Origin of the sequence: Citrobacter werkmanii, assembly GCF_008693645.1 — a bacterium.
GTDB lineage: Bacteria > Pseudomonadota > Gammaproteobacteria > Enterobacterales > Enterobacteriaceae > Citrobacter > Citrobacter werkmanii.
In genome coordinates, this window is sequence record NZ_CP044101.1 from 2,226,226 (window position 1) to 2,246,297 (window position 20,072).

The 20,072-nt window shown below is 52.6% G+C and carries 16 protein-coding genes; 7 read left to right on the plus strand and 9 right to left on the minus strand.

Features of this window, described 5'->3' with window-relative positions; genetic code table 11:
• Positions 1-33 precede the first annotated feature (33 nt).
• Positions 34-2,214 carry a TonB-dependent siderophore receptor gene (locus tag FOB24_RS11280; RefSeq protein WP_150344913.1) on the minus strand — a complete coding sequence of 727 codons (2,181 nt, stop codon included), beginning with the start codon at positions 2,212-2,214 and terminating at the stop codon, positions 34-36.
• A gap of 247 nt (positions 2,215-2,461) precedes the next feature.
• Positions 2,462-3,097: a TetR family copper-responsive transcriptional repressor ComR gene (comR, locus tag FOB24_RS11285; protein ID WP_038639835.1), complete on the minus strand. Its 636-nt coding sequence runs from the start codon at positions 3,095-3,097 to the stop codon at positions 2,462-2,464.
• Positions 3,098-3,340: 243 nt separating this feature from the next.
• On the opposite strand from comR, the gene bhsA reads away from it, so the two are divergent.
• Positions 3,341-3,598 (plus strand): multiple stress resistance protein BhsA, encoded by a 258-nt coding sequence (gene bhsA, locus FOB24_RS11290; protein ID WP_029139491.1) that lies wholly within the window; start codon positions 3,341-3,343, stop codon positions 3,596-3,598.
• A gap of 86 nt (positions 3,599-3,684) precedes the next feature.
• Here bhsA and ldtC read toward each other — a convergent pair whose 3' ends face one another.
• The 3 genes from ldtC to FOB24_RS11305 all read right to left on the minus strand — a co-directional run bounded on the left by ldtC (position 3,685) and on the right by FOB24_RS11305 (position 9,428).
• Positions 3,685-4,650, minus strand: coding sequence for a L,D-transpeptidase LdtC (gene ldtC, locus FOB24_RS11295; protein ID WP_150344914.1), 966 nt, complete (start codon positions 4,648-4,650; stop codon positions 3,685-3,687).
• A gap of 148 nt (positions 4,651-4,798) precedes the next feature.
• Entirely contained in the window at positions 4,799-8,245 is a 3,447-nt protein-coding gene (mfd, locus tag FOB24_RS11300; RefSeq protein ID WP_150344915.1) for a transcription-repair coupling factor, read from the minus strand.
• A 118-nt stretch (positions 8,246-8,363) separates the two neighbouring features.
• On the minus strand, positions 8,364-9,428 hold the full coding sequence (locus FOB24_RS11305; protein ID WP_085048507.1) for an acyltransferase family protein: 1,065 nt from the start codon (positions 9,426-9,428) through the stop codon (positions 8,364-8,366).
• 261 nt (positions 9,429-9,689) lie between these two features.
• Here FOB24_RS11305 and lolC point away from each other — a divergent pair, with 261 nt between their 5' ends.
• The 5 genes from lolC to cobB are packed head-to-tail and all read left to right on the plus strand — an operon-like array spanning position 9,690 to position 14,594.
• Positions 9,690-10,889 carry a lipoprotein-releasing ABC transporter permease subunit LolC gene (gene lolC, locus FOB24_RS11310; RefSeq protein ID WP_137351545.1) on the plus strand — a complete coding sequence of 400 codons (1,200 nt, stop codon included), beginning with the start codon at positions 9,690-9,692 and terminating at the stop codon, positions 10,887-10,889.
• The gene (gene lolD, locus FOB24_RS11315) at positions 10,882-11,583 is read left to right on the plus strand and encodes a lipoprotein-releasing ABC transporter ATP-binding protein LolD (RefSeq protein ID WP_137347140.1); all 702 of its coding nucleotides are present in this window, start codon (positions 10,882-10,884) and stop codon (positions 11,581-11,583) included. Before lolC ends, lolD begins: the two co-directional genes overlap by 8 nt.
• Positions 11,583-12,827: a lipoprotein-releasing ABC transporter permease subunit LolE gene (lolE, locus tag FOB24_RS11320; protein WP_150344916.1), complete on the plus strand. Its 1,245-nt coding sequence runs from the start codon at positions 11,583-11,585 to the stop codon at positions 12,825-12,827. The genes lolD and lolE overlap by 1 nt, the downstream gene beginning before the upstream one ends.
• 18 nt (positions 12,828-12,845) lie before the next feature.
• Complete coding sequence (gene nagK / locus FOB24_RS11325) at positions 12,846-13,757, plus strand: N-acetylglucosamine kinase (RefSeq protein WP_150344917.1); 912 nt, start codon at positions 12,846-12,848, stop codon at positions 13,755-13,757.
• A gap of 15 nt (positions 13,758-13,772) precedes the next feature.
• The gene (gene cobB, locus FOB24_RS11330) at positions 13,773-14,594 is read left to right on the plus strand and encodes a Sir2 family NAD+-dependent deacetylase (protein ID WP_069323348.1); all 822 of its coding nucleotides are present in this window, start codon (positions 13,773-13,775) and stop codon (positions 14,592-14,594) included.
• 102 nt (positions 14,595-14,696) lie between these two features.
• Here the strand turns inward: cobB and potD are convergent, their stop codons facing one another.
• Genes potD through potA form a run of 4 tightly spaced genes read right to left on the minus strand, consistent with a single transcriptional unit; the run spans position 14,697 to position 18,524 of the window.
• Positions 14,697-15,743: a spermidine/putrescine ABC transporter substrate-binding protein PotD gene (gene potD, locus FOB24_RS11335; RefSeq protein WP_121530002.1), complete on the minus strand. Its 1,047-nt coding sequence runs from the start codon at positions 15,741-15,743 to the stop codon at positions 14,697-14,699.
• A gap of 27 nt (positions 15,744-15,770) precedes the next feature.
• A complete protein-coding gene (gene potC, locus FOB24_RS11340; RefSeq protein WP_006684943.1) occupies positions 15,771-16,550 on the minus strand; it encodes a spermidine/putrescine ABC transporter permease PotC in 780 nt (259 codons plus the stop codon).
• The gene (potB, locus tag FOB24_RS11345) at positions 16,547-17,404 is read right to left on the minus strand and encodes a spermidine/putrescine ABC transporter permease PotB (RefSeq protein ID WP_150344918.1); all 858 of its coding nucleotides are present in this window, start codon (positions 17,402-17,404) and stop codon (positions 16,547-16,549) included. The genes potC and potB overlap by 4 nt, the downstream gene beginning before the upstream one ends.
• Entirely contained in the window at positions 17,388-18,524 is a 1,137-nt protein-coding gene (gene potA, locus FOB24_RS11350) for a spermidine/putrescine ABC transporter ATP-binding protein PotA (RefSeq protein ID WP_038639864.1), read from the minus strand. The genes potB and potA overlap by 17 nt, the downstream gene beginning before the upstream one ends.
• A 250-nt stretch (positions 18,525-18,774) precedes the next feature.
• Between potA and pepT the strand changes: the two genes are divergently transcribed.
• Complete coding sequence (gene pepT / locus FOB24_RS11355; RefSeq protein WP_085048503.1) at positions 18,775-20,001, plus strand: peptidase T; 1,227 nt, start codon at positions 18,775-18,777, stop codon at positions 19,999-20,001.
• Positions 20,002-20,072: the final 71 nt, after the last annotated feature.

Genomic DNA, 20,072 nt, shown 5'->3' on the forward strand with positions numbered 1-20,072 from the left:
CCCCCATTCGCTCAGGCTGGGGGGCTTTTTTTATCAGAAGATTAAGGCGTAGTTCAGACCAAAGGTACGACCCCGGCCCTTGTATTCATACAGTGACGGGCTGCCATAAGTTGGGCTGTACAGCAGTGGCGCACGTTGTCCCCATAGCGTGGTGTACTCTTCATTCAGCAGGTTTTCCACACTGAAGGTCAGCTTACCTAACGGGAGCTGGTAGCTGCCGATAAAGTCCATGGTGTTATAGCCGTCCAGCTTATTGCCGCTGGCGTCACTCAGATCAAATGTTTGCTGGCTCTGTACACGCAGCGACCACGGTTCAGGCGCCCAGCCGACCCATGCGGTTGCTTTAGATGGTGAAGCCAGAGTGACATCCCATTTCTGCCATTTACCGTTTTGTTTCACTTCGGATTTAATGACGTTGAAGTTGCCGCCCAGACTCCAGTCAGTATCGGCGATGAAATAATCTACCGCACCTTCCAGACCATAAATCCGACGATCGTCGGGCTGTACGTTTATGGTCATATCACTGCGGTTGATAACGATCGATTTATCCGAAGTGGAGTAATAAGCAGCCAGTTGTGTGCGCAGGTTATCGCCCGTGTAACGCCATCCCAGCTCGTACGAGTTAACTTTAATCCCTTCCAGGCGAGAATCCGCCACGTTGACGCTGCGCAGAAGTTGATAATGATCGCCAACCAGAGAATAGGTGCCGTTACCGTAATATTTCCCCGGATCCGGAAGCTCAACGCCTTGAGAGAAGTTAAACCAGGTTTGCTGGCGCTCAGTCAGGTGGGCGAGGATCCCGGCGTTAAACAGGAAGTTATCGTAATCGGTTTTGCCGCCCGGAATGGTATCGGCGGAGTTTGCAAGGCCCGTCGCGATTCCCTGCTGTTGGGCATAGCCAACGAAATCATCAACCCTGTTTTCGGTCCATTGATAGCGTACGCCGCCACTGAGAGTGAAGATATCGTTTATGTCATAGCTGTTTTGCAGGAAAGGCGCGAAGTTGGTGATGCTGTAACCAGGATAACGCCCGGTAGTATAAGCGGTACGGTTGTCCATGCCACCGGAGGGCAGAGAGTAAGCCAGATCGAAGAATTTCTGATTGGAATCGAAGGTTTCATGATCCGCATCGATACCCCACGTCAGTTCCCAGTCATCCATCACCTGGCTGTTGAGGGTAATTTTGGCACCGAACTGGTCGGTATCCTGCTGTGAGGCGGAGAAACTGGTGACCTTGCCTTTGCTCAGCGTAGGGAAGGGGTAGAATTTTAGCGATTCGTCGCGGTAATAGATTTGACTGACCAGGTTCTGACCAAAGAAGTCTGCATCGGAATACTGCAGACTGATCAGATGACGCTCGGTGCCGGGAATACGATCGGAGTTCAGTCCGCTGCTGGTATAAGCTTTACCGTTTCCGGTCACGGCGGACATGTTCTCGCCGAGATCCAGCCCGTAATCTTCATCCCCCTGGCTCTTGTAGTACTGGGTAACCAGTTGTAATTGACGGTTATCATCCAGCTCAATCGTCCCGGTGCCCATCACGTCCAGACGATCGGAATGCTGCAGGCCGGTTTGGGTGTTATCCAGCAGCAGAGCATCGTGGTTGCCGTCATACCAACCGCCAAACCGTTGATACGCGACGGACATACGACCGGATGCACGATCGGTTCCTCCACTCACCGCGGCGGCGACGCGTTCGTCATGATCGTTACTGTTATTAAACCCGCTTTTACTGCCCAGTTCGAGTTCGACTTCACGCTCAGGCTGACCTTTTTTGGTGACGATGTTGATCAAACCGCCGGTACTTCCTCCGCCATACAAGGATGTTGCGCCTGAGATGACTTCAATATGAGCAATGTTAAACGGGTCAATGGAGTCAAGTTGACGGCTGTCGGTACGGGAGGAATTCAGACGGACACCGTCTATCAATACTACGATGGCGCGACCGCGCATGTTCATGCCGTAATTGGTTCGTCCCTGACTGCTGACATCAATTCCGGGGATTAACTGAGCAAGAACATCCTTGAACTCTTTACCACCCTGAACTTGCTGTTCAATTTCGCTTCCTTCAATAACCCAGGTCGTTTGCGCCATTTCTGCCACGGTGCGTTGGCTGCGGTTAGCGCTGACGATGAGATTCTCTTCCTCCGCTGCGATAGCCTGTAGGGTTAAGGATAATAAGAGCGGATTGAGCACCCAGAGACGCTTATGCATTTGTATTCCTTTTAAAAAAGTCGGTCTGTTTTTGTTATTGCGGTAGAGAAACCGATAGTTACATTGGGAAACAGGTGTTAAAACAAATGCGAATATTGCTGATAATAATTGTCGTTATCAATACATTTTTTAAAAAAGATCTGCTAATGCGATGAAAACAATAAGGAATGAAGGGTTATTGGTACAAAAAACCGAGGGCTTTTAGCCCCCGGCGGTGTCATCTGTTCGTGGAAGAGAGAGGAGAGAGTTAAGCTTTGATGAGTTCAGGCCACAGCCGCAGGGTGGTGTGTGCGATCTGCATCAGTTTCTCAAATGACGCGCCTTCACGGGCGCTAATCGACATACCCTGTAAAATGCAGTTCAGGTATTCGGCCAGCTTTTGCACGTCGCAGTGGGCCGGAATTTCGTCACGCTGCTGGCGCTGACGAAGGAACTGGGTAAGCGTCTGTTCCTGCATCGCATGGCGTGATTTCACCGTGTGGGCGATCTCGCGGGAAGAGGCCGCCAGCGTCGCGGACGTATTAATCATAAAACATCCTGCCGGAGTATCTTTACTGGTAAAGCAGGTCGCTATGGCGGTGAAATAGTCTTCCAGTGCTGACTGAAGGCTTTTTTCTTCGCAAAACAGCTGAGCTTCGTGTTTCGCCGCGAAGCGAGTTATATAGCGGTCCAGCACGGCACGAAACAACCCTTCCTTGTTGGTAAACTCCGCATACAGCGTGGGCGCTTTCGCACCCGTTGCTTCCACGAGATCGGCGAGCGATGTCGCTTCATATCCGTGCTGCCAGAAGAGTGTCATGGCCTTATCAAGCGCGGCTTCCCTGTCGAACACTTTTGGTCGGCCACGGCTTTTTTTTGCACAACCTGTCGTTTCAGTTGTCATGGTGCCGATGTACCTTTGTTGGGTTTATTAAATAATCATTATAAAAATATTCCCCGCCACACTCCAGCGGATTAGCGATAAAAATAATTTATAGCTATTAGCATGAAAAATAAGGTCTTTATCTTTTATATAACGATCATTATAAAAAAATGTTGACGTGTGACCTGGATCACATCTATGATTTACCTATCGATCGTTAAGTTAATCATTACGACACCCATTCATCTGCAAAAGGTCACTATTATGAAAAACGTAAAAACTCTGTTTGTTGCTGCTGTTCTTAGCTCACTGTCATTTGCCAGCTTCGCCGCTGTTGAAGTTCAGGCCACGCCTGCAGGTCAACAGAAAGTTGGTACTATCTCTGCAAATGCGGGGACGAACTTAGGTTCTCTGGAAGATCAACTGGCGCAGAAAGCGGATGAGATGGGCGCGAAGTCTTTCCGTATTACTTCCGTTACCGGTCCTAACACCCTTCACGGGACTGCCGTTATCTACAAATAAGATTTAACCCATCGCAATGCCACTGCGAGTTAAATAAAAAACCCCCGCGGAATAAAATCCAGCGGGGGTTTTTTTATGGGTAATGTTTACATCGGTTGTTGAGCCACATCGTGATGACGGGTGACATCGACCGGCATGCCTGAGCGAATCTCCATCGCATGTTCCATGACGGCAGGGTCCGTTTGCGCCGCATTCTTAAAGGTCTGCATTGCGGCGTTCAACACGATCGGCAGCAGTTGCGGGTCATCATTGATCTTTTCTGACAGCGGCTGGTGCACTTCCACTAGTCGCATGCCGTTAGGTTCGACCGAGGCTTTGATCGGCGTGTTAATGATATTGACTTTGGTTCCTGGCTTCACTTGACGGAACAGGGTTTCAATATCATCGTCGCGCAGACGAATACAGCCGGAACTGACACGCATACCGATACCAAAGTCAGCATTGGTGCCGTGCAGCAGATAAACACCGCCGTATGCGGCTAAGCGAATTGCGTGATGGCCCATCGGGTTATCTGGCCCGGCAGGGACAACGGCAGGAAGATCGATGCCGTTTGCTTTATAGCGCGCGCGGATATTTGCCGTAGGCGTCCAGGTGGGATTAGCGCGTTTATCGGAAATGGTGGTTACCATGGTGGGCGTCAGCGTATCACCACCTAACTGGCCAATGCCAATAGGATATACGGTCACCGAATTTGTCCCCGGCTGGTAATAATAAAGACGCAGTTCGGCGAGGTTGATGACAATACCTTCGCGCGGTGCATCCGGTAACAGGGTTTGCAATGGGATAGTCAAAACGCTGCCAGGACGAGGCACGAAAGGATCAACGCCGGGGTTGGCCTGCAGCAGCGCTAAAAAGCCGACGTTGTATTTTTTCGCAATAGCTTCGAGAGAACCGCCATTGTCTTCGACAACGTGAACGGTATTCTGTCCCACCAGACGGCTTCCCGGCGGCGGCAGCGGCCAGGTGTTTGCCTGAGCCGGAAGTGCTAACGCGAAGGTCGCTGCAAGCGTAAAAAAGGCTAACCAGCGAGAGAGTCGATTATTGTTTAACATCACCATAAATCCATTGTTTTTACGTGGTTTTTATTATGTAAAAGTAAACAGGAATTATGGCCGTTTGCTGTGTCGGGAAGTGCAGGGAAGTGCAAAGAGTTTGTAAATTCACAGGCCGGGAGCGTTATGTGCGCTCCCGGCCTGCTCACTATGCTACGGCGTTTTCTTCAAGTTGGCGCATAAACTGGCGTACCCAGTCGATTCGCGTTTTACGCTCGCTCAGATCCTGCATAAATTTCAGCCGGGTTGGACCGTCCAGACGGAAGTGCTGCGGCTGTTTTTGCAGTAAACCAATCAGCCAGACCGGGTTAACGTGGTTTTTCTCTGCAAACTCAATCGTGCCGCCTTTTTCATTGCCTTCAAGCTTTCTGATGCCCAGTTTCTGCGCCTGTTGGCGTAACCGGGCAATATCCAGCAACGTACGGGCCGGGTCGGGCAGCAGACCAAAACGGTCTATCAGCTCGACCTTAATTTCTTCCAACTCGTTTTCGCCTTTCGCACTGGCAATACGTTTGTAGAACGACAGTCGCGTGTTGACATCGGGAATATAGTCATCCGGCAGCAGTGACGGCATGCGCAGTTCAACTTCGGTTTGCTGGCTGGTGAGATCTTCCAGCGACGGTTCGCGTCCCTCTTTGAGCGCATCGACAGCATTTTCCAGCAGCTCCATATACAGCGAGAAGCCGATGCTTTCCATGGAACCACTCTGATCTTCACCCAGCAGTTCCCCCGCGCCGCGAATTTCAAGGTCGTGGGTCGCCAGCGCAAAGCCAGCGCCCAAATCTTCCAGCGAGGCGATGGCTTCCAGGCGCTTTTGCGCGTCGGTGGTCATCGCTTTTGGATGCGGCGTCAGCAGCCAGGCGTACGCCTGATGGTGTGAACGTCCCACACGGCCGCGCAACTGGTGTAATTGCGCCAAACCAAAGTGATCGGCGCGTTCGATGATAATGGTGTTGGCGGTCGGGATGTCGATCCCGGTTTCGATAATGGTGGTGCACACCAGCACGTTAAAGCGCTGATGGTGGAAATCGTTCATCACGCGTTCCAGTTCGCGCTCGCGCATTTGACCATGGCCGATACCAATACGCGCTTCCGGCACCAGTTCCGCTAATCTGTCAGCGGTTTTCTGGATATTTTCGACGTCGTTAAACAGATAATAAACTTGCCCCCCGCGCAGAACTTCACGCAGGATAGCCTCGCGAACCACCAGATTGTCATATTCACGCACAAAGGTTTTCACCGCCAGACGACGGGCAGGAGGCGTGGCGATGATCGACAGATCGCGCATGCCGCTCATCGCCATATTGAGCGTACGCGGAATAGGCGTTGCCGTCAGCGTAAGGATATCGACATCCGCGCGCATTGCTTTGATGCGCTCTTTATGACGAACGCCAAAACGGTGCTCTTCATCGACAATCAACAGACCCAGATCTTTTAGCTTCACGTCCGCTTGCAGCAGTTTGTGGGTGCCGATGAGAATATCGATTTTCCCTTCGGCCACCTGCTCCAGAATCTGCGCTTGCTCTTTGGCGCTACGGAAACGGGACAGCATTTCAATACGTACCGGCCAGTTGGCAAAGCGATCACGGAAGTTGTCGAAGTGCTGCTGAGCGAGCAGGGTAGTCGGAACCAGCACGGCCACCTGCTTGTGGTTCTCTACGGCGAGGAAGGCGGCGCGCATCGCGACTTCGGTTTTACCAAAGCCGACGTCGCCGCACACCAGACGATCCATGGCCAGCGGCTGGCACATATCGCTGAGCACCGCGTTGATCGCCTGCGCCTGATCGGGCGTAGTTTCAAACGGGAAACTGTCGCAAAACAGTTGGTACTGCTCACGATCATGCTTAAAGGCAAAGCCTTCTTTCGCCGCACGCTGAGCATAGATATCCAATAGTTCTGCCGCGACATCGCGCACCTTCTCAGCGGCTTTCTGACGGGCGCGAGACCAGGCATCGCCACCCAGTTTATGTAGCGGCGCATTTTCTTCCGCGCCGCCAGCGTAACGGCTGATCAGGTGCAACGATGACACAGGCACGTACAGTTTGGCGTCGTTGGCGTAGGTGAGCATCAGGTACTCGCCGGTGATACCGCCCGCTTCCAGCGTGGTCATCCCGGCATAACGGCCAACGCCGTGCTCCAGGTGCACCACCGGTTGACCGGGATGCAGTTCGGCGAGGTTACGAATTAACGTATCAGGATTGATGGTGCGACGAGAATCCTGGCGGCGGCGCGCCACGCGCTCCCCGAGCAGATCGCTTTCGCAAATCAGCGCCAGGTTGCGTTTGCTATCAATGAAGCCGTGTTCAGCTGCGCCAATCATCAGATAGCGACCATTGTCGACGGCTTCGTCGAGACGCAATATGCGCTTCGGCGCGATTTTGATACGGGCGAGCAGTTCGCCAAGCGCTTCGCGGCGACCTTCGCTTTCAACGGAGAAAATCACCGAACCGGTGAAGCCTTCAAGGAATTTACGTAACGCATCTAACGGCGCTTTTTGCTGCGCCTGAACCGCGATATCTGGCAACTTCTGGAAGCCGAGGTTAGTATTCGCGGCTTTGTTCGCCAGAGTCTCAGTTTTCAGTTGAACACGGGGCCAGCGTTTAAGTTCGGAGAACAGCTCATCTACGCGCAGCCACAGCGAGTGTGGCGGCAGAAGCGGGCGCATCGGATCAACACCCCGGTTCTCAAAACGCGACAGGGTATCAGCCTGGAAGCGTTCTGCGCTGGTCTCGATATCGCCGGTATTGACCAATAACGTATTGGCGGGGAAATAGCTGAACAGGGGGGGCAGCGGCTCGCTGAAAAACAATGGCTGCCAGTATTCGATCCCGGCAGGTAACGTGCCTTTGCTGACCTGCTGGTAAATATGTTCGGCGTCGCGTTTAACTTCAAAGGTATCGCGCCACTGGCTGCGGAACAGCTCAATCGCCGTTTTATCGGTCGGGAATTCATGCGCGGGCAGCAAATTAATGGCGTCGACTTCTTCCAGTGTGCGCTGGGTGTCGGTATCAAACAGACGCAGACTGTCGATTTCATCATCAAAGAAATCCAGTCGATACGGTAATTCGCTGCCCATGGGGAACAGATCCAACAACGCGCCGCGCGTGGCGTATTCGCCGTGCTCCATCACCTGATCAACATGGCGGTAGCCCGCGCTGTCCAGTTGTTCGCGCAGGGCGTCGCGCGAAAGCCGCTGACCTTTTTTCATCACCAACGCATGACCATGCAGATAGCTGTGCGGACAGACGCGCTGCATCAGCGTGTTCACCGGCACAATCAGTACACCGCGCTGCATCGCAGGGAGTTGATACAGCGTGGAAAGCCGCGAGGAGATAATCTCCTGATGAGGGGAAAAGCTATCGTAGGGCAGCGTTTCCCAGTCCGCCAGGTTCATTACCATCTGGTCGGTAAACTGACGAATTTCATCATGCAGTCGCAGGGCATTTTGCATGTCCGGCGCGATCAGTACGACAGGACCCGCATGACGTTCAGCAATTTCAGCGACCAGCGTCGCGCAAGCTGCGCCGGTCAGTTCGCCTAACTGGCGCTGGTCAGAAGCGCTGGCCGGGAGCGTGTAACGATGTTGTTCAGGCATTCGGTTGTCAGGATCTCGTTTAGATATACATCTGATAAGCAATGTTCTTTATTATCCGTGATCGTTTCTCATAAGCAAATTGATTCGCCCCCTGATGGGGGCAAAAAGCGCGTTAAAATTAGCGCGAGGCCGTCGATAAAGACGGTGGAGAAAAGAGCAAGTCGGCAACGGTTTTTTGCGAAATCTTACGCACCAGCAAGCCAAACAGAGTGCACAACAGCAGGCAGGCGAAGGGATAAACCAGCAGCAGGAGCAACTCGCCGTACGCAGGCCAGGCGGCATGATTGATTTTGGGGATTAGCGTTAAGCTGAACAGCTCAACCAAAATACGGTGGGTGGTATAGATAGCGATAGTATTGGATCCAATCACGCTTAACGGGCTGGATGCGCGCATACCAAAGCGCTGCTCGAACTGATAAAACAGCTTCATGATTAGTACAATAGACAGGAGGGAAAGCAGTAGCGAAATATTTGCCAGCCACGCGACCACGGCGGCGACTACGCTAACCATAAATATGAGCGTATGGCGGCGCAGAGGAACCTCTTTGATCCATACCATCAGCGTTGCGCCAAACCAGGCGCCGAGGCTGTACCAGGGCAGGTTGCGAATCACGCTGTTCATTCCCCACCACGGCGTGGGGAAAAAATTGATCGCCACGCTCAGCACGACAAACAGCGCCAACAGCGGTAATGCCCAGCGGTTGAACATCTTACACAGCACAAAATAGACAATCAGCGCATACAGATACCACAAGCTGGTGCTGGCGGTCAGCATCCCGTGGGTAAAGCCAGCGATTGAACCGGCATACGCGGCGTTGGCGGCATGACTCAGATCGCGTTGCGGAGCCAACCAGTCATTGAGCGAGACTAACGCCAGCCATTGCACGACTCCCCATAGCACCAGTACCCAGGCAATACTCCAGATCCGTTTATCCACACAGGTTGTCCAGGGAACGCTATCGATGTAGCGGCGGATCAAATAGCCTGAAATAAAGAAAAATACCGGCATACGAAACGGCGCCAGGTACAGATTGAGGTAAATCCAGCATTTGCTCAGCATCTCTGAAAGCGGATACTGAAAGGTGGTGAGGTGTGGGTAAAACGTAATGACTGAGTGATATATTACCACCAGACAAATGCATAACCCTTTGATTTGATTAATCCATAATTCTTTTTTATTCATTGAGACAGCGTACCCATGTTGTTTGCTATAGCCTGCCATCCTGCGCAACCCGCTGTACGCTGTAATGCGTAACTGTCTGCATTTTGTTTTTTTTAGGATAAAGATCAGGGACCCGGACTGAAGGGGGAGGGGTAACTACAGCGGATTGATTTATCTATCCTTTTAGGAATAGTGCTGACGAACACTTACGGTTCAGTCATTTACCCATTCCGCTTTCGCTTATATACTCGTGACTTTGCTAACAGCAACCAGACGGATTTCATGTACCAACCTGTCGCTCTATTCATCGGCCTGCGTTATATGCGCGGGCGTGCAGCAGATCGCTTCGGTCGCTTCGTTTCCTGGCTCTCCACCATCGGCATTACTCTCGGGGTAATGGCGCTGGTCACAGTATTGTCAGTGATGAACGGTTTCGAGCGCGAGCTGCAAAACAATATCCTTGGCCTGATGCCCCAGGCTGTTCTCTCGTCTGAACAGGGTTCCCTAAACCCGCAGCAATTGCCGGAAAAAGCGGTGGTGTTGAACGGCGTCAACCGCGTTGCACCCATAACAACGGGTGATGTGGTGCTGCAAAGTGCGCGTAGCGTGGCGGTTGGCGTAATGCTGGGTATCGACCCGGCGCAAAAAGATCCGCTCACGCCGTATCTGGTCAATGTGAAGCAAACAGATCTGCAACCGGGTAAGTATAATGTCATCCTCGGTGAGCAGCTTGCCGGGCAGTTGGGCGTTAACCGTGGCGATCAAATTCGCGTAATGGTGCCGTCCGCCAGTCAGTTTACGCCGATGGGGCGTCTGCCTAGCCAGCGTCTGTTTACGGTGATCGGCACCTTTGCTGCTAACAGCGAAGTCGACGGCTACCAGATGCTGACCAACATTCAGGATGCGTCACGCCTGATGCGCTACCCGGTGGGTAATATCACTGGCTGGCGTTTGTGGTTGAACGAGCCGTTAAAGGTTGACACGTTGAGCCAGCAAACGCTGCCGCAAGGTACCAAATGGCAGGACTGGCGCGAGCGTAAAGGTGAATTATTCCAGGCCGTGCGCATGGAGAAAAACATGATGGGGCTGCTGCTCAGTCTGATCGTGGCGGTGGCGGCTTTTAATATTATTACCTCGCTGGGTCTGATGGTAATGGAGAAGCAAGGGGAAGTGGCGATTCTACAAACTCAGGGGCTAACGCCGCGGCAGATAATGATGGTGTTTATGGTTCAGGGGGCCAGTGCCGGGATTATCGGCGCGCTGCTGGGCGCAGGGCTGGGCGCATTGCTCGCCAGTCAACTGAACAACCTGATGCCCATTATCGGCGTGCTTCTGGATGGCGCTGCGCTGCCGGTCGCTATCGAGCCGCTGCAGGTTATCGTCATTGCGCTGGTGGCGATGGCCGTCGCGCTGCTGTCTACGCTTTATCCTTCCTGGCGCGCTGCCGCCACTCAACCCGCTGAGGCTTTACGTTATGAATAAGATCCTGTTGCAATGCGACAACCTGTGCAAACGCTATCAGGAAGGCACAGTGCAGACCGATGTCCTGCACGATGTCAGTTTTTGCGTTGGCGAAGGCGAGATGATGGCGATTGTCGGCAGCTCCGGCTCCGGTAAGAGTACGCTGCTCCATCTGTTAGGTGGGCTGGATACACCAACTTCCGGCGACGTCATTTTTAACGGTCAGCCGATGAGCAAACTCTCGTCTGCGGCGAAGGCGGAACTGCGCAATCAGAAGCTGGGCTTTATTTACCAGTTCCACCATCTGCTACCGGACTTTACCGCACTGGAAAACGTAGCGATGCCGCTGCTGATTGGTAAGAAAAAACCGGCTGAAATCACCGCGCGCGCGCGCGATATGCTGAAAGCGGTAGGGCTGGACCATCGTGCCGGCCATCGCCCGTCTGAACTGTCGGGCGGCGAGCGTCAGCGCGTGGCCATTGCCCGTGCGCTGGTCAATAACCCTCGTCTGGTGCTGGCGGATGAACCAACGGGTAACCTTGATGCGCGCAACGCGGACAGCATTTTCGAGCTTCTGGGGGAGCTTAACCGCTCTCAGGGCACGGCATTTCTGGTGGTGACGCACGATCTGCAGTTGGCGAAGCGCATGAGCCGCCAGCTTGAAATGCGCGATGGTCGCCTGACGGCTGAACTGAGCCTGATGGGAGCAGAGTAATGGCTTCGCCTTTATCGTTATTGATTGGCCTGCGTTTTAGCCGAGGTCGGCGGCGCGGCGGTATGGTCTCGCTGATTTCGGTGATTTCTACCGTTGGCATCGCGTTGGGTGTGGCGGTGTTGATCGTCGGGTTAAGCGCCATGAACGGCTTTGAGCGTGAGTTGAACAACCGTATTCTGGCCGTGGTCCCGCACGGTGAAATTGAGGCCGTCAACCAGCCGTGGAACAACTGGCAGGAAGCGCTCGATAAAGTACAGAAAGTGCCTGGTATTGTCGCCGCAGCGCCCTATATCAACTTTACCGGACTGGTGGAGAGTGGGGCGAATCTACGCGCGGTGCAGGTGAAGGGCGTTGACCCGAAACAGGAGCAGCGTTTAAGCGCGCTGCCATCGTTCGTGCAGAACCACGCCTGGGATAATTTCAAAGCCGGTGAGCAGCAAATCATCATTGGTAAGGGGATTGCCGATGCGCTGAAGGTGAAGCAGGGCGACTGGGTGTCGATTATGATCCCTAACGCCAGTGCGGACCATAAGTTACAGCAGCCTAAACGCGTGCGTTTGCACGTGACGGGCATTTTGCAGCTGAGCGGTCAGCTCGATCACAGCTTTGCCATGATCCCCATGGAAGACGCGCAGCAATACCTGGATATGGGATCCAGCGTTTCTGGGATCGCGCTAAAAGTTAGCGACGTCTTTAACGCCAATAAACTGGTACGTGACGCGGGTGAAGTCACCAATAACTATGTTTATATTAAGAGCTGGATTGGCACCTACGGCTATATGTACCGCGATATCCAGATGATCCGCGCCATCATGTATCTGGCGATGGTGCTGGTGATTGGCGTGGCCTGTTTTAATATCGTTTCCACGTTAGTGATGGCGGTAAAAGACAAAAGCGGTGATATTGCGGTATTAAGAACCCTGGGGGCTAAAGATGGTTTGATCCGTGCCATTTTTGTCTGGTACGGCCTGCTGGCGGGTTTGTTCGGTAGTCTGATAGGCGTCGTCATCGGGGTGGTTGTCTCGCTGCAGTTGACGCCGATCATCAACGGCATCGAGGCGCTTATCGGCCATCAGTTCCTGTCTGGCGATATCTATTTCATTGACTTCCTGCCATCGGAATTACACTGGCTGGATGTGATCTACGTGCTGGTGACAGCATTAGTGCTGAGTCTTTTGGCGAGTTGGTATCCGGCGCGTCGCGCCAGCAATATTGATCCTGCGAGAGTACTTAGCGGCCAATAACAATAAGAAGGAGCGGTGATGTATTACGGATTTGACATCGGCGGGACCAAAATTGCGCTGGGAGTATTTGATAACCAACGCCGTTTGCAATGGGAAACACGCGTCCCTACGCCTCGCGACAGCTATGAAGCTTTCCTTAATGCGGTCTGCAATCTGGTAATGGAAGCGGACCAGCGATTCGGCGTCAAAGGTTCGGTGGGTATCGGCATTCCTGGCATGCCGGAAACAGAAGACGGTACGCTGTACGCGGCCAATGTGCCTGCCGCCAGTGGTAAACCGCTCCGTGCCGATCTCAGCGCCCGCCTTGACCGCGATGTTCGCCTGGACAACGATGCCAACTGTTTTGCCCTCTCTGAAGCTTGGGACGACGAGTTCACTCAGTATTCGCTGGTTATGGGGTTAATCCTCGGCACCGGTGTCGGCGGTGGACTGGTGCTTAACGGTAAATCTATCACCGGACGCAGCTATATCACCGGTGAGTTTGGTCATATTCGTTTGCCTGTCGATGCGCTGACGCTGATGGGATTTGATTTCCCACTGCGCCGCTGCGGATGCGGTCAATTGGGCTGTATTGAAAGCTATCTCTCCGGTGGTGGATTTGCGTGGTTGTATCAGCATTACTACCATCAACCGCTGGATGCCCGTGAAATTATCGCGCTGTGGGAGCAGGGGGATGAGCAAGCGCGCGCCCATGTTGAACGTTATCTGGATTTACTGGCAGTCTGTTTGGGGAATATCCTGACCATCGTTGATCCTGATTTAGTGGTGATTGGTGGTGGTTTGTCGAATTTTTCCGCTATTACGACGCAACTGGCGGACAGATTGCCACGCCATCTGCTGCCGGTTGCCCGAGTGCCGCGTATTGAGCAGGCGCGGCACGGTGATGCGGGCGGAATGCGCGGGGCCGCTTTTTTACATCTTACCGATTAATACAAAGAGGTTGTTATGCTGTCGCGTCGGAGTCATCGGTTAAGCCGCTTTCGTAAAAATAAACGCCATTTGCGCGATCGCCTGCGTCAACGAATCTTTTTCAGAGACAGAGTGGTGCCTGAATTGATGGAAAAACCAAGAGTGCTGGTACTGACGGGAGCGGGGATTTCTGCCGAGTCAGGTATTCGAACCTTCCGCGCGACGGATGGTCTTTGGGAAGAACATCGGGTCGAAGACGTTGCGACCCCGGAAGGGTTTAGTCGCAACCCGGAACTGGTTCAGTCGTTTTATAACGCCCGTCGTCATCAATTGCAGCAACCAGAAATCCAGCCCAACGCGGCGCATATCGCGCTGGCAAAACTTGAAGCCGAGCTGGGTGACCGTTTTTTACTGGTGACGCAGAATATTGATAACCTGCATGAACGCGCGGGCAGCCAGAATGTCATCCATATGCACGGCGAACTGCTCAAGGTTCGCTGTTCGCAAAGCGGACAGATTCTGGAGTGGACGGGCGATGTGACTGCGGAAGACAAATGCCATTGCTGTCAGTTCCCGGCTCCGCTGCGACCGCACGTCGTGTGGTTTGGCGAAATGCCGCTGGGAATGGATGAAATTTATATGGCGCTGGCAATGGCGGATGTGTTTATTGCCATTGGCACATCAGGCCATGTCTACCCGGCCGCGGGTTTTGTGCATGAGGCGCGGCTGCATGGAGCGCATACGGTAGAGTTAAATCTCGAACCGAGCCAGGTGGGAAGCGAGTTCGAAGAGAAGCATTACGGTCCGGCAAGCCAGGTGGTGCCTGAGTTTGTTGAGAAGTTATTGAAAGGGCTGTGATTTTTTTTGCCGGATGGCGGCAAATGCCTTATCGGGCCTACGCTTCGTATTGATGTAGGCCCGATAAGCGTAGCGCCATCGGGCATTCCTTACAACGCTGAATTAGCGTCCTGCTTTCAGCTTCTGATAATACTCTTCATAAATGGCGCTGGCGGAGCCGACGTCATTTTGCCATTCCCCTTTATTGATGGTATCAGCATCAGGGTAGAGCGTTTTATCGTTCGCCACTTCCGGGCTCAGCAGCTTACGTGCCGCCAGGTTTGGCGTTGGATAACCGATAGTTTCTGCGACTTCTTTCGCCACGTCCGGGCGCAGCAGGAAGTTAATCAGCTTCAGCGCACCTTCTTTGTTTTTCGCATTAGCCGGAATAGACAGACTGTCCATCCAGAAAATACCCCCTTCCTTCGGCCACACCACTTCCAGCGGGGTCCCCGCCTGGCGCGCGACATATGCGGAGCCGTTCCACACCATCCCCAGATTGACTTCGCCTTCCATATACGGGTTGGCCGGGTTGTCAGAGTTAAATGCCGCGACGTTAGGCATCAGCTTCTTCAACTCGTTATAGGCGGCTTCAATCTCTTTTGGATCGGTGGTATTGCCGGAATACCCCAGCTTGCGCAGCGCCATCTGGAAGACTTCACGCGCGTCATCGGTTAACAACAGGCTACCTTTGTACTCCGGTTTCCACAGGTCGGCCCAACTGGTTACGGTTTTCGGGTCGATGGCATCGCTGTTGACGCCAATGGCCGTCGCACCCCAGATATACGGAATGGAGTAGTCATTGTTGGGGTCAAACGGCTTGTTGAGCATTTCCGGATCGAGGTTGTGAAAATTGGTCAACGTCGACTTGTCGATCTTCTGGATCATGCCTTCTTTACGCATTTTATCGACGTAATAGGTAGACGGAACCACCAGATCGTACGCACCGTCTTTATAGGTTTTGAGCTTGGCGTACATGGTTTCATTCGACTCATAGGTCGAATAGATAACCTTAATGCCGGTCTCTTTGGTGAACTGCTCCAGCAGTCCTGGCGGCACATACTCAGTCCAGTTATAGAAATAGAGCGTGTTGTTGTCATTCGCGTGAGCGGCGCTCATGCCCAGTGCCAGAGCACCCGCCGCGAGCAGGTGGCGTGACCATTTTTTCATCATTTAACGTCCCCTGAATTAAGGGCCTTAGCGGCCCTTGGTTTTATCACGTGCAATAAGCTGGCTGGCGATCACCATAACCAGCGACAGAACCAACAAAATGGTCGCCAGCGCGTTCACCTCGGGTGATACGCCGACTTTTACCATTGAGTAGATTTTTAAGGGCAAAATTTCGTAACCCGGTCCGGTGACGAAGGATGAAACGACAACGTCATCCATCGACAGCGTAAAGCTTAGCAACCAGCCTGCGGCCACCGCAGGCATTGCCAGCGGCAGAATGATCTTGCGCAGGATAGTCACTTCACTGGCACCCAAATCTTTTGCCGCTTCCAGCATTCGCACATCAAAGCCTTTCAGACGTGAATAGACCGTCACCACCACAAAAGGCAGACAGAAGGTAATATGCGAAAACAGCAGCGACCAGAAGCCGAGCTGAATGCCAATTAACATAAACAGAACCAGCAGTGAAATCGCCATTACGATATCGGGCGACATCATCACCACAAACAGCATGCCGCTGACAAAGGGTTTACCGCGAAAACGGTAGCGATAAAGCGCGACCGCGGTGAGTGAACCGATCAGCGTGGCAAACGTTGCGGAGAGCACTGCCATCGTCAGGGAGTGTTGCGCCGCCTGCAGCAGGCTGTCGTTGTTCACCAGCAGACCGTACCACTTGGTAGTAAAACCTTGCCAGTTGATGCCAAAGCGCGAGCTGTTAAAGGAGTTCACAATCAAAATAATGATTGGAATATACAGATACGCGTAGATAGCGGTCATAAAACCGCCACGAAGCAGTCGACCGATCATTCGAGTTCTACCTTCTTGTTCAGCAAGCGGGAGGCGCGCCAGTAGACCAGCAGCATCAGCCCCATCACGATAGTCAGCGTTATGCTGGTGGCTGCGCCAAACGGCCAGTCGCGAATGTTCAGGAACTGCACTTTAATCACGTTACCAATCAACAGGTTTTTCGCCCCGCCCATTAAATCGGAAACGTAAAACAGTCCCATTGCCGGCAGCATAACCAGCAGACATCCGGCGATAATTCCCGGCATCGTCAGCGGAATAATGATGCGGGTAAAGGTCTGAAGTTTGCTGGCGCCTAAATCGCGTGCGGCTTCCAGCAGCGGTTTATCGAGCTTCTCAATGCTGGAGTAGAGCGGCATCACCATAAACGGTAGCAGGATGTACACCAGGCCGATAATCACCGCGCTGGGGGTAAACATGATGCGAATGGGGGTATCAATAATGCCGAGCCACAACAGAAACTCGTTGAGATAGCCTTTGGTACTGAGGAAAATTTTGAGTCCGTAGATGCGAATAAGCGAGTTGGTCCAGAACGGAACAATCAGCAGGAACAGCAGCAGCGGGCGCACTTTTTCCGGCAGCTTTACCAAAAACCAGGCAAACGGATAGCCGAGTACCAGACAGGCGAGCGTGGCAATCAACGCCATATTGAGGGAGTGAACCAGTACCTCATAATAGAGCGGATCCAGCAGGCGAGTATAGTTTTCCAGCGTAAAGACCATTTTGACGAAATTAGCGTCGTCACGGGTCAAAAAGCTGGTGCCGATGATCATCAGGTTGGGCAGAAAGACAAATAACACAAGCCAACCGACAATGGTGACGATCACCACACTCTGGAATTTACTTGTGTTCTTCATCAGCCAGTACGACCTCCCAGCTTTCTACCCAGTTAATCGCCATTTTCTGGTCGAGCGAGTGGTCGAAGTCAGGATCGTCTTCATTGAAGAATTCACTGACCATCACCATCTTGCCATTTTCCAGTTCCACAACCGACTCCAGCGTCATGCCTTTGTAGTTGCGTTCACGCACGTAGCCGATAAGACCTTCAATATGATTATCGTCGTTGATCTCATCAACGCGCAGATCTTCAGGGCGCAATAATACGTGCAGTTTTTGCCCAGGCACCACCGCGAAGTTGACGTAAATGTTGCACTCGCGACCTTCCACATTAGCACGAACGCGCTGATCGTCCAGACGCTCAATGACCGTCGCGTTAAACATATTGATTTCGCCGATAAACCCGGCGACAAACAGATTTTTCGGCTCTTCGTAGATTTCGCGCGGCGTACCATCTTGCTCAATCTTGCCATCGCGCATTACCACAATACGGTCTGACATGGTCAGCGCTTCTTCCTGGTCGTGCGTGACAAAAACAAAAGTGATACCAAGCTTACGTTGCAGCGCTTTCAGTTCGTTCTGCATCTGTTTGCGCAGTTTGTAGTCCAGCGCAGAGAGGGATTCATCTAACAGGAGCAAACGAGGTTTGTTGACCACCGCACGGGCAATCGCCACGCGCTGTTGCTGTCCACCAGAAAGTTGATGCGGCTTTCGTTGGGCGAATTCTTCCAGTTGTACCATGCGCAGGGCTTCGGTAACACGAGGAGGGATATCAGCAGCGGGTGTTTTCTGCATGCGTAAACCGAAGGCCACATTTTCAAACACGGTCATGTGGGGAAATAACGCATAGCTTTGGAAGACGGTGTTCACGTAGCGATTTTCCGCCGGAACGTGAGTGATGTCCTGGTTGTCCAATATGATATGACCGGAATCAACCGTTTCCAGACCGGCAATCAGGCGAAGAACGGTTGTTTTACCGCAGCCAGAGGGGCCGAGCAGCGTGAGAAACTCGCCGTTTTTGATGGTCAAATCCAGGCTGGAAATCACCTCTTTGCCATCGAAACTTTTGCGAATTCCCGCTAATTGCACCAGTGGAGAAAGCGAACGCGGTTGTTTATTCAATTTTTTACTCTGTCCCATGTAAACGCAACGGATGGCTGACCGATGCGGGGTTTGTGGTTAACCACCTTGATGACTCTTAATGAGGGCCGTTATTCTACGGCAAACCATGGTAATCGCCAATCCTTGTTGCGAATTACTGACTTAGCCCTATAGTCAGAGTGGGTGTCATGGCGAAATATTCTTACTTGCGGGGATAAAAGTGACCTGACGCAATATTTGTCTTTTATTGCTTATTGATAATGTTGTCACAAAAAGTGAGGGTGACTGCATGGATAAACTACTTGAGCGTTTTTTACACTACGTGTCGCTGGACACCCAATCCAAATCGGGCGTGCGGCAAGTACCCAGCACCGAAGGACAGTGGAAGTTATTACAACTGCTCAAACAACAGCTCGAAGAGATGGGGCTGGTCAATATTTCACTCAGCGAAAAGGGGACGCTGATGGCAACGTTGCCTGCTAACGTTGCTGGCAATATTCCCGCTATCGGTTTTATTTCCCATGTGGATACCTCACCGGATTGCAGTGGTAAAAACGTTAATCCGCAAATTGTTGAAAACTACCGCGGGGGCGATATCGCGTTAGGTATTGGCGATGAAGTTCTGTCGCCGGTGATGTTCCCGGTACTGCATCAGCTTTTGGGTCAGACGCTAATCACTACAGACGGCAAAACATTGCTGGGCGCCGATGATAAAGCGGGCATCGCAGAAATCATGACCGCGCTGGCTGTGCTGATCCAAAAAGAGATCCCGCATGGTGATATTCGCGTGGCCTTTACGCCGGACGAAGAGGTCGGTAAAGGGGCGAAGCATTTCGACGTTGCGGCATTCGATGCGCAGTGGGCCTATACCGTTGACGGCGGTGGCGTGGGGGAGCTGGAGTTTGAAAACTTCAACGCCGCGTCGGTTAATATTAAGATCGTGGGCAACAATGTGCATCCGGGCACCGCAAAAGGGGTGATGGTGAATGCGCTGTCGCTGGCTGCACGTATTCACTCGGAGGTTCCGGCCGATGAAAGCCCGGAAACGACGGAAGGCTATGAAGGCTTTTATCACCTGGCGAGCATGAAAGGGACCGTTGATCGGGCGGATATGCACTACATCATCCGTGATTTTGACCGTAAGCAGTTTGAAGCGCGTAAACGCAAGATCATGGATATCGCCAAGAAGGTTGGCAAAGGGTTACACCCGGACTGCTATATCGAACTGGTGATCGAAGACAGCTATTACAATATGCGCGAAAAAGTGATTGAGCATCCGCACGTGCTGGATATTGCCCAGAAGGCGATGCGCGATTGCGATATTGAACCTGTGCTGAAGCCTATTCGTGGCGGAACCGACGGCGCGCAGCTGTCGTTTATGGGGTTACCGTGTCCGAATCTGTTCACCGGCGGCTACAACTATCATGGCAAACATGAATTTGTGACTCTGGAAGGGATGGAAAAAGCGGTGCAGGTCATTGTACGTATTGCGGAGCTGGCGGCGAAACAAAAATAAATGTAGATGCCGGATGGCGCTTCGCTTATCCGGCCTACGGGATGAGATATTTGTAGGCCGGATAAGCGAAG

Excerpts from the sequence above, each read along its gene's own strand:
- FOB24_RS11280 (WP_150344913.1), bottom strand. The coding sequence starts at position 2,214 with ATGCATAAGCGTCTCTGGGTGCTCAATCCGCTCTTATTATCCTTAACC.
- comR (WP_038639835.1), bottom strand. The coding sequence starts at position 3,097 with ATGACAACTGAAACGACAGGTTGTGCAAAAAAAAGCCGTGGCCGACCA.
- bhsA (WP_029139491.1), top strand. The coding sequence starts at position 3,341 with ATGAAAAACGTAAAAACTCTGTTTGTTGCTGCTGTTCTTAGCTCACTG.
- ldtC (WP_150344914.1), bottom strand. The coding sequence starts at position 4,650 with ATGTTAAACAATAATCGACTCTCTCGCTGGTTAGCCTTTTTTACGCTT.
- mfd (WP_150344915.1), bottom strand. The coding sequence starts at position 8,245 with ATGCCTGAACAACATCGTTACACGCTCCCGGCCAGCGCTTCTGACCAG.
- FOB24_RS11305 (WP_085048507.1), bottom strand. The coding sequence starts at position 9,428 with ATGAATAAAAAAGAATTATGGATTAATCAAATCAAAGGGTTATGCATT.
- lolC (WP_137351545.1), top strand. The coding sequence starts at position 9,690 with ATGTACCAACCTGTCGCTCTATTCATCGGCCTGCGTTATATGCGCGGG.
- lolD (WP_137347140.1), top strand. The coding sequence starts at position 10,882 with ATGAATAAGATCCTGTTGCAATGCGACAACCTGTGCAAACGCTATCAG.
- lolE (WP_150344916.1), top strand. The coding sequence starts at position 11,583 with ATGGCTTCGCCTTTATCGTTATTGATTGGCCTGCGTTTTAGCCGAGGT.
- nagK (WP_150344917.1), top strand. The coding sequence starts at position 12,846 with ATGTATTACGGATTTGACATCGGCGGGACCAAAATTGCGCTGGGAGTA.
- cobB (WP_069323348.1), top strand. The coding sequence starts at position 13,773 with ATGCTGTCGCGTCGGAGTCATCGGTTAAGCCGCTTTCGTAAAAATAAA.
- potD (WP_121530002.1), bottom strand. The coding sequence starts at position 15,743 with ATGAAAAAATGGTCACGCCACCTGCTCGCGGCGGGTGCTCTGGCACTG.
- potC (WP_006684943.1), bottom strand. The coding sequence starts at position 16,550 with ATGATCGGTCGACTGCTTCGTGGCGGTTTTATGACCGCTATCTACGCG.
- potB (WP_150344918.1), bottom strand. The coding sequence starts at position 17,404 with ATGAAGAACACAAGTAAATTCCAGAGTGTGGTGATCGTCACCATTGTC.
- potA (WP_038639864.1), bottom strand. The coding sequence starts at position 18,524 with ATGGGACAGAGTAAAAAATTGAATAAACAACCGCGTTCGCTTTCTCCA.
- pepT (WP_085048503.1), top strand. The coding sequence starts at position 18,775 with ATGGATAAACTACTTGAGCGTTTTTTACACTACGTGTCGCTGGACACC.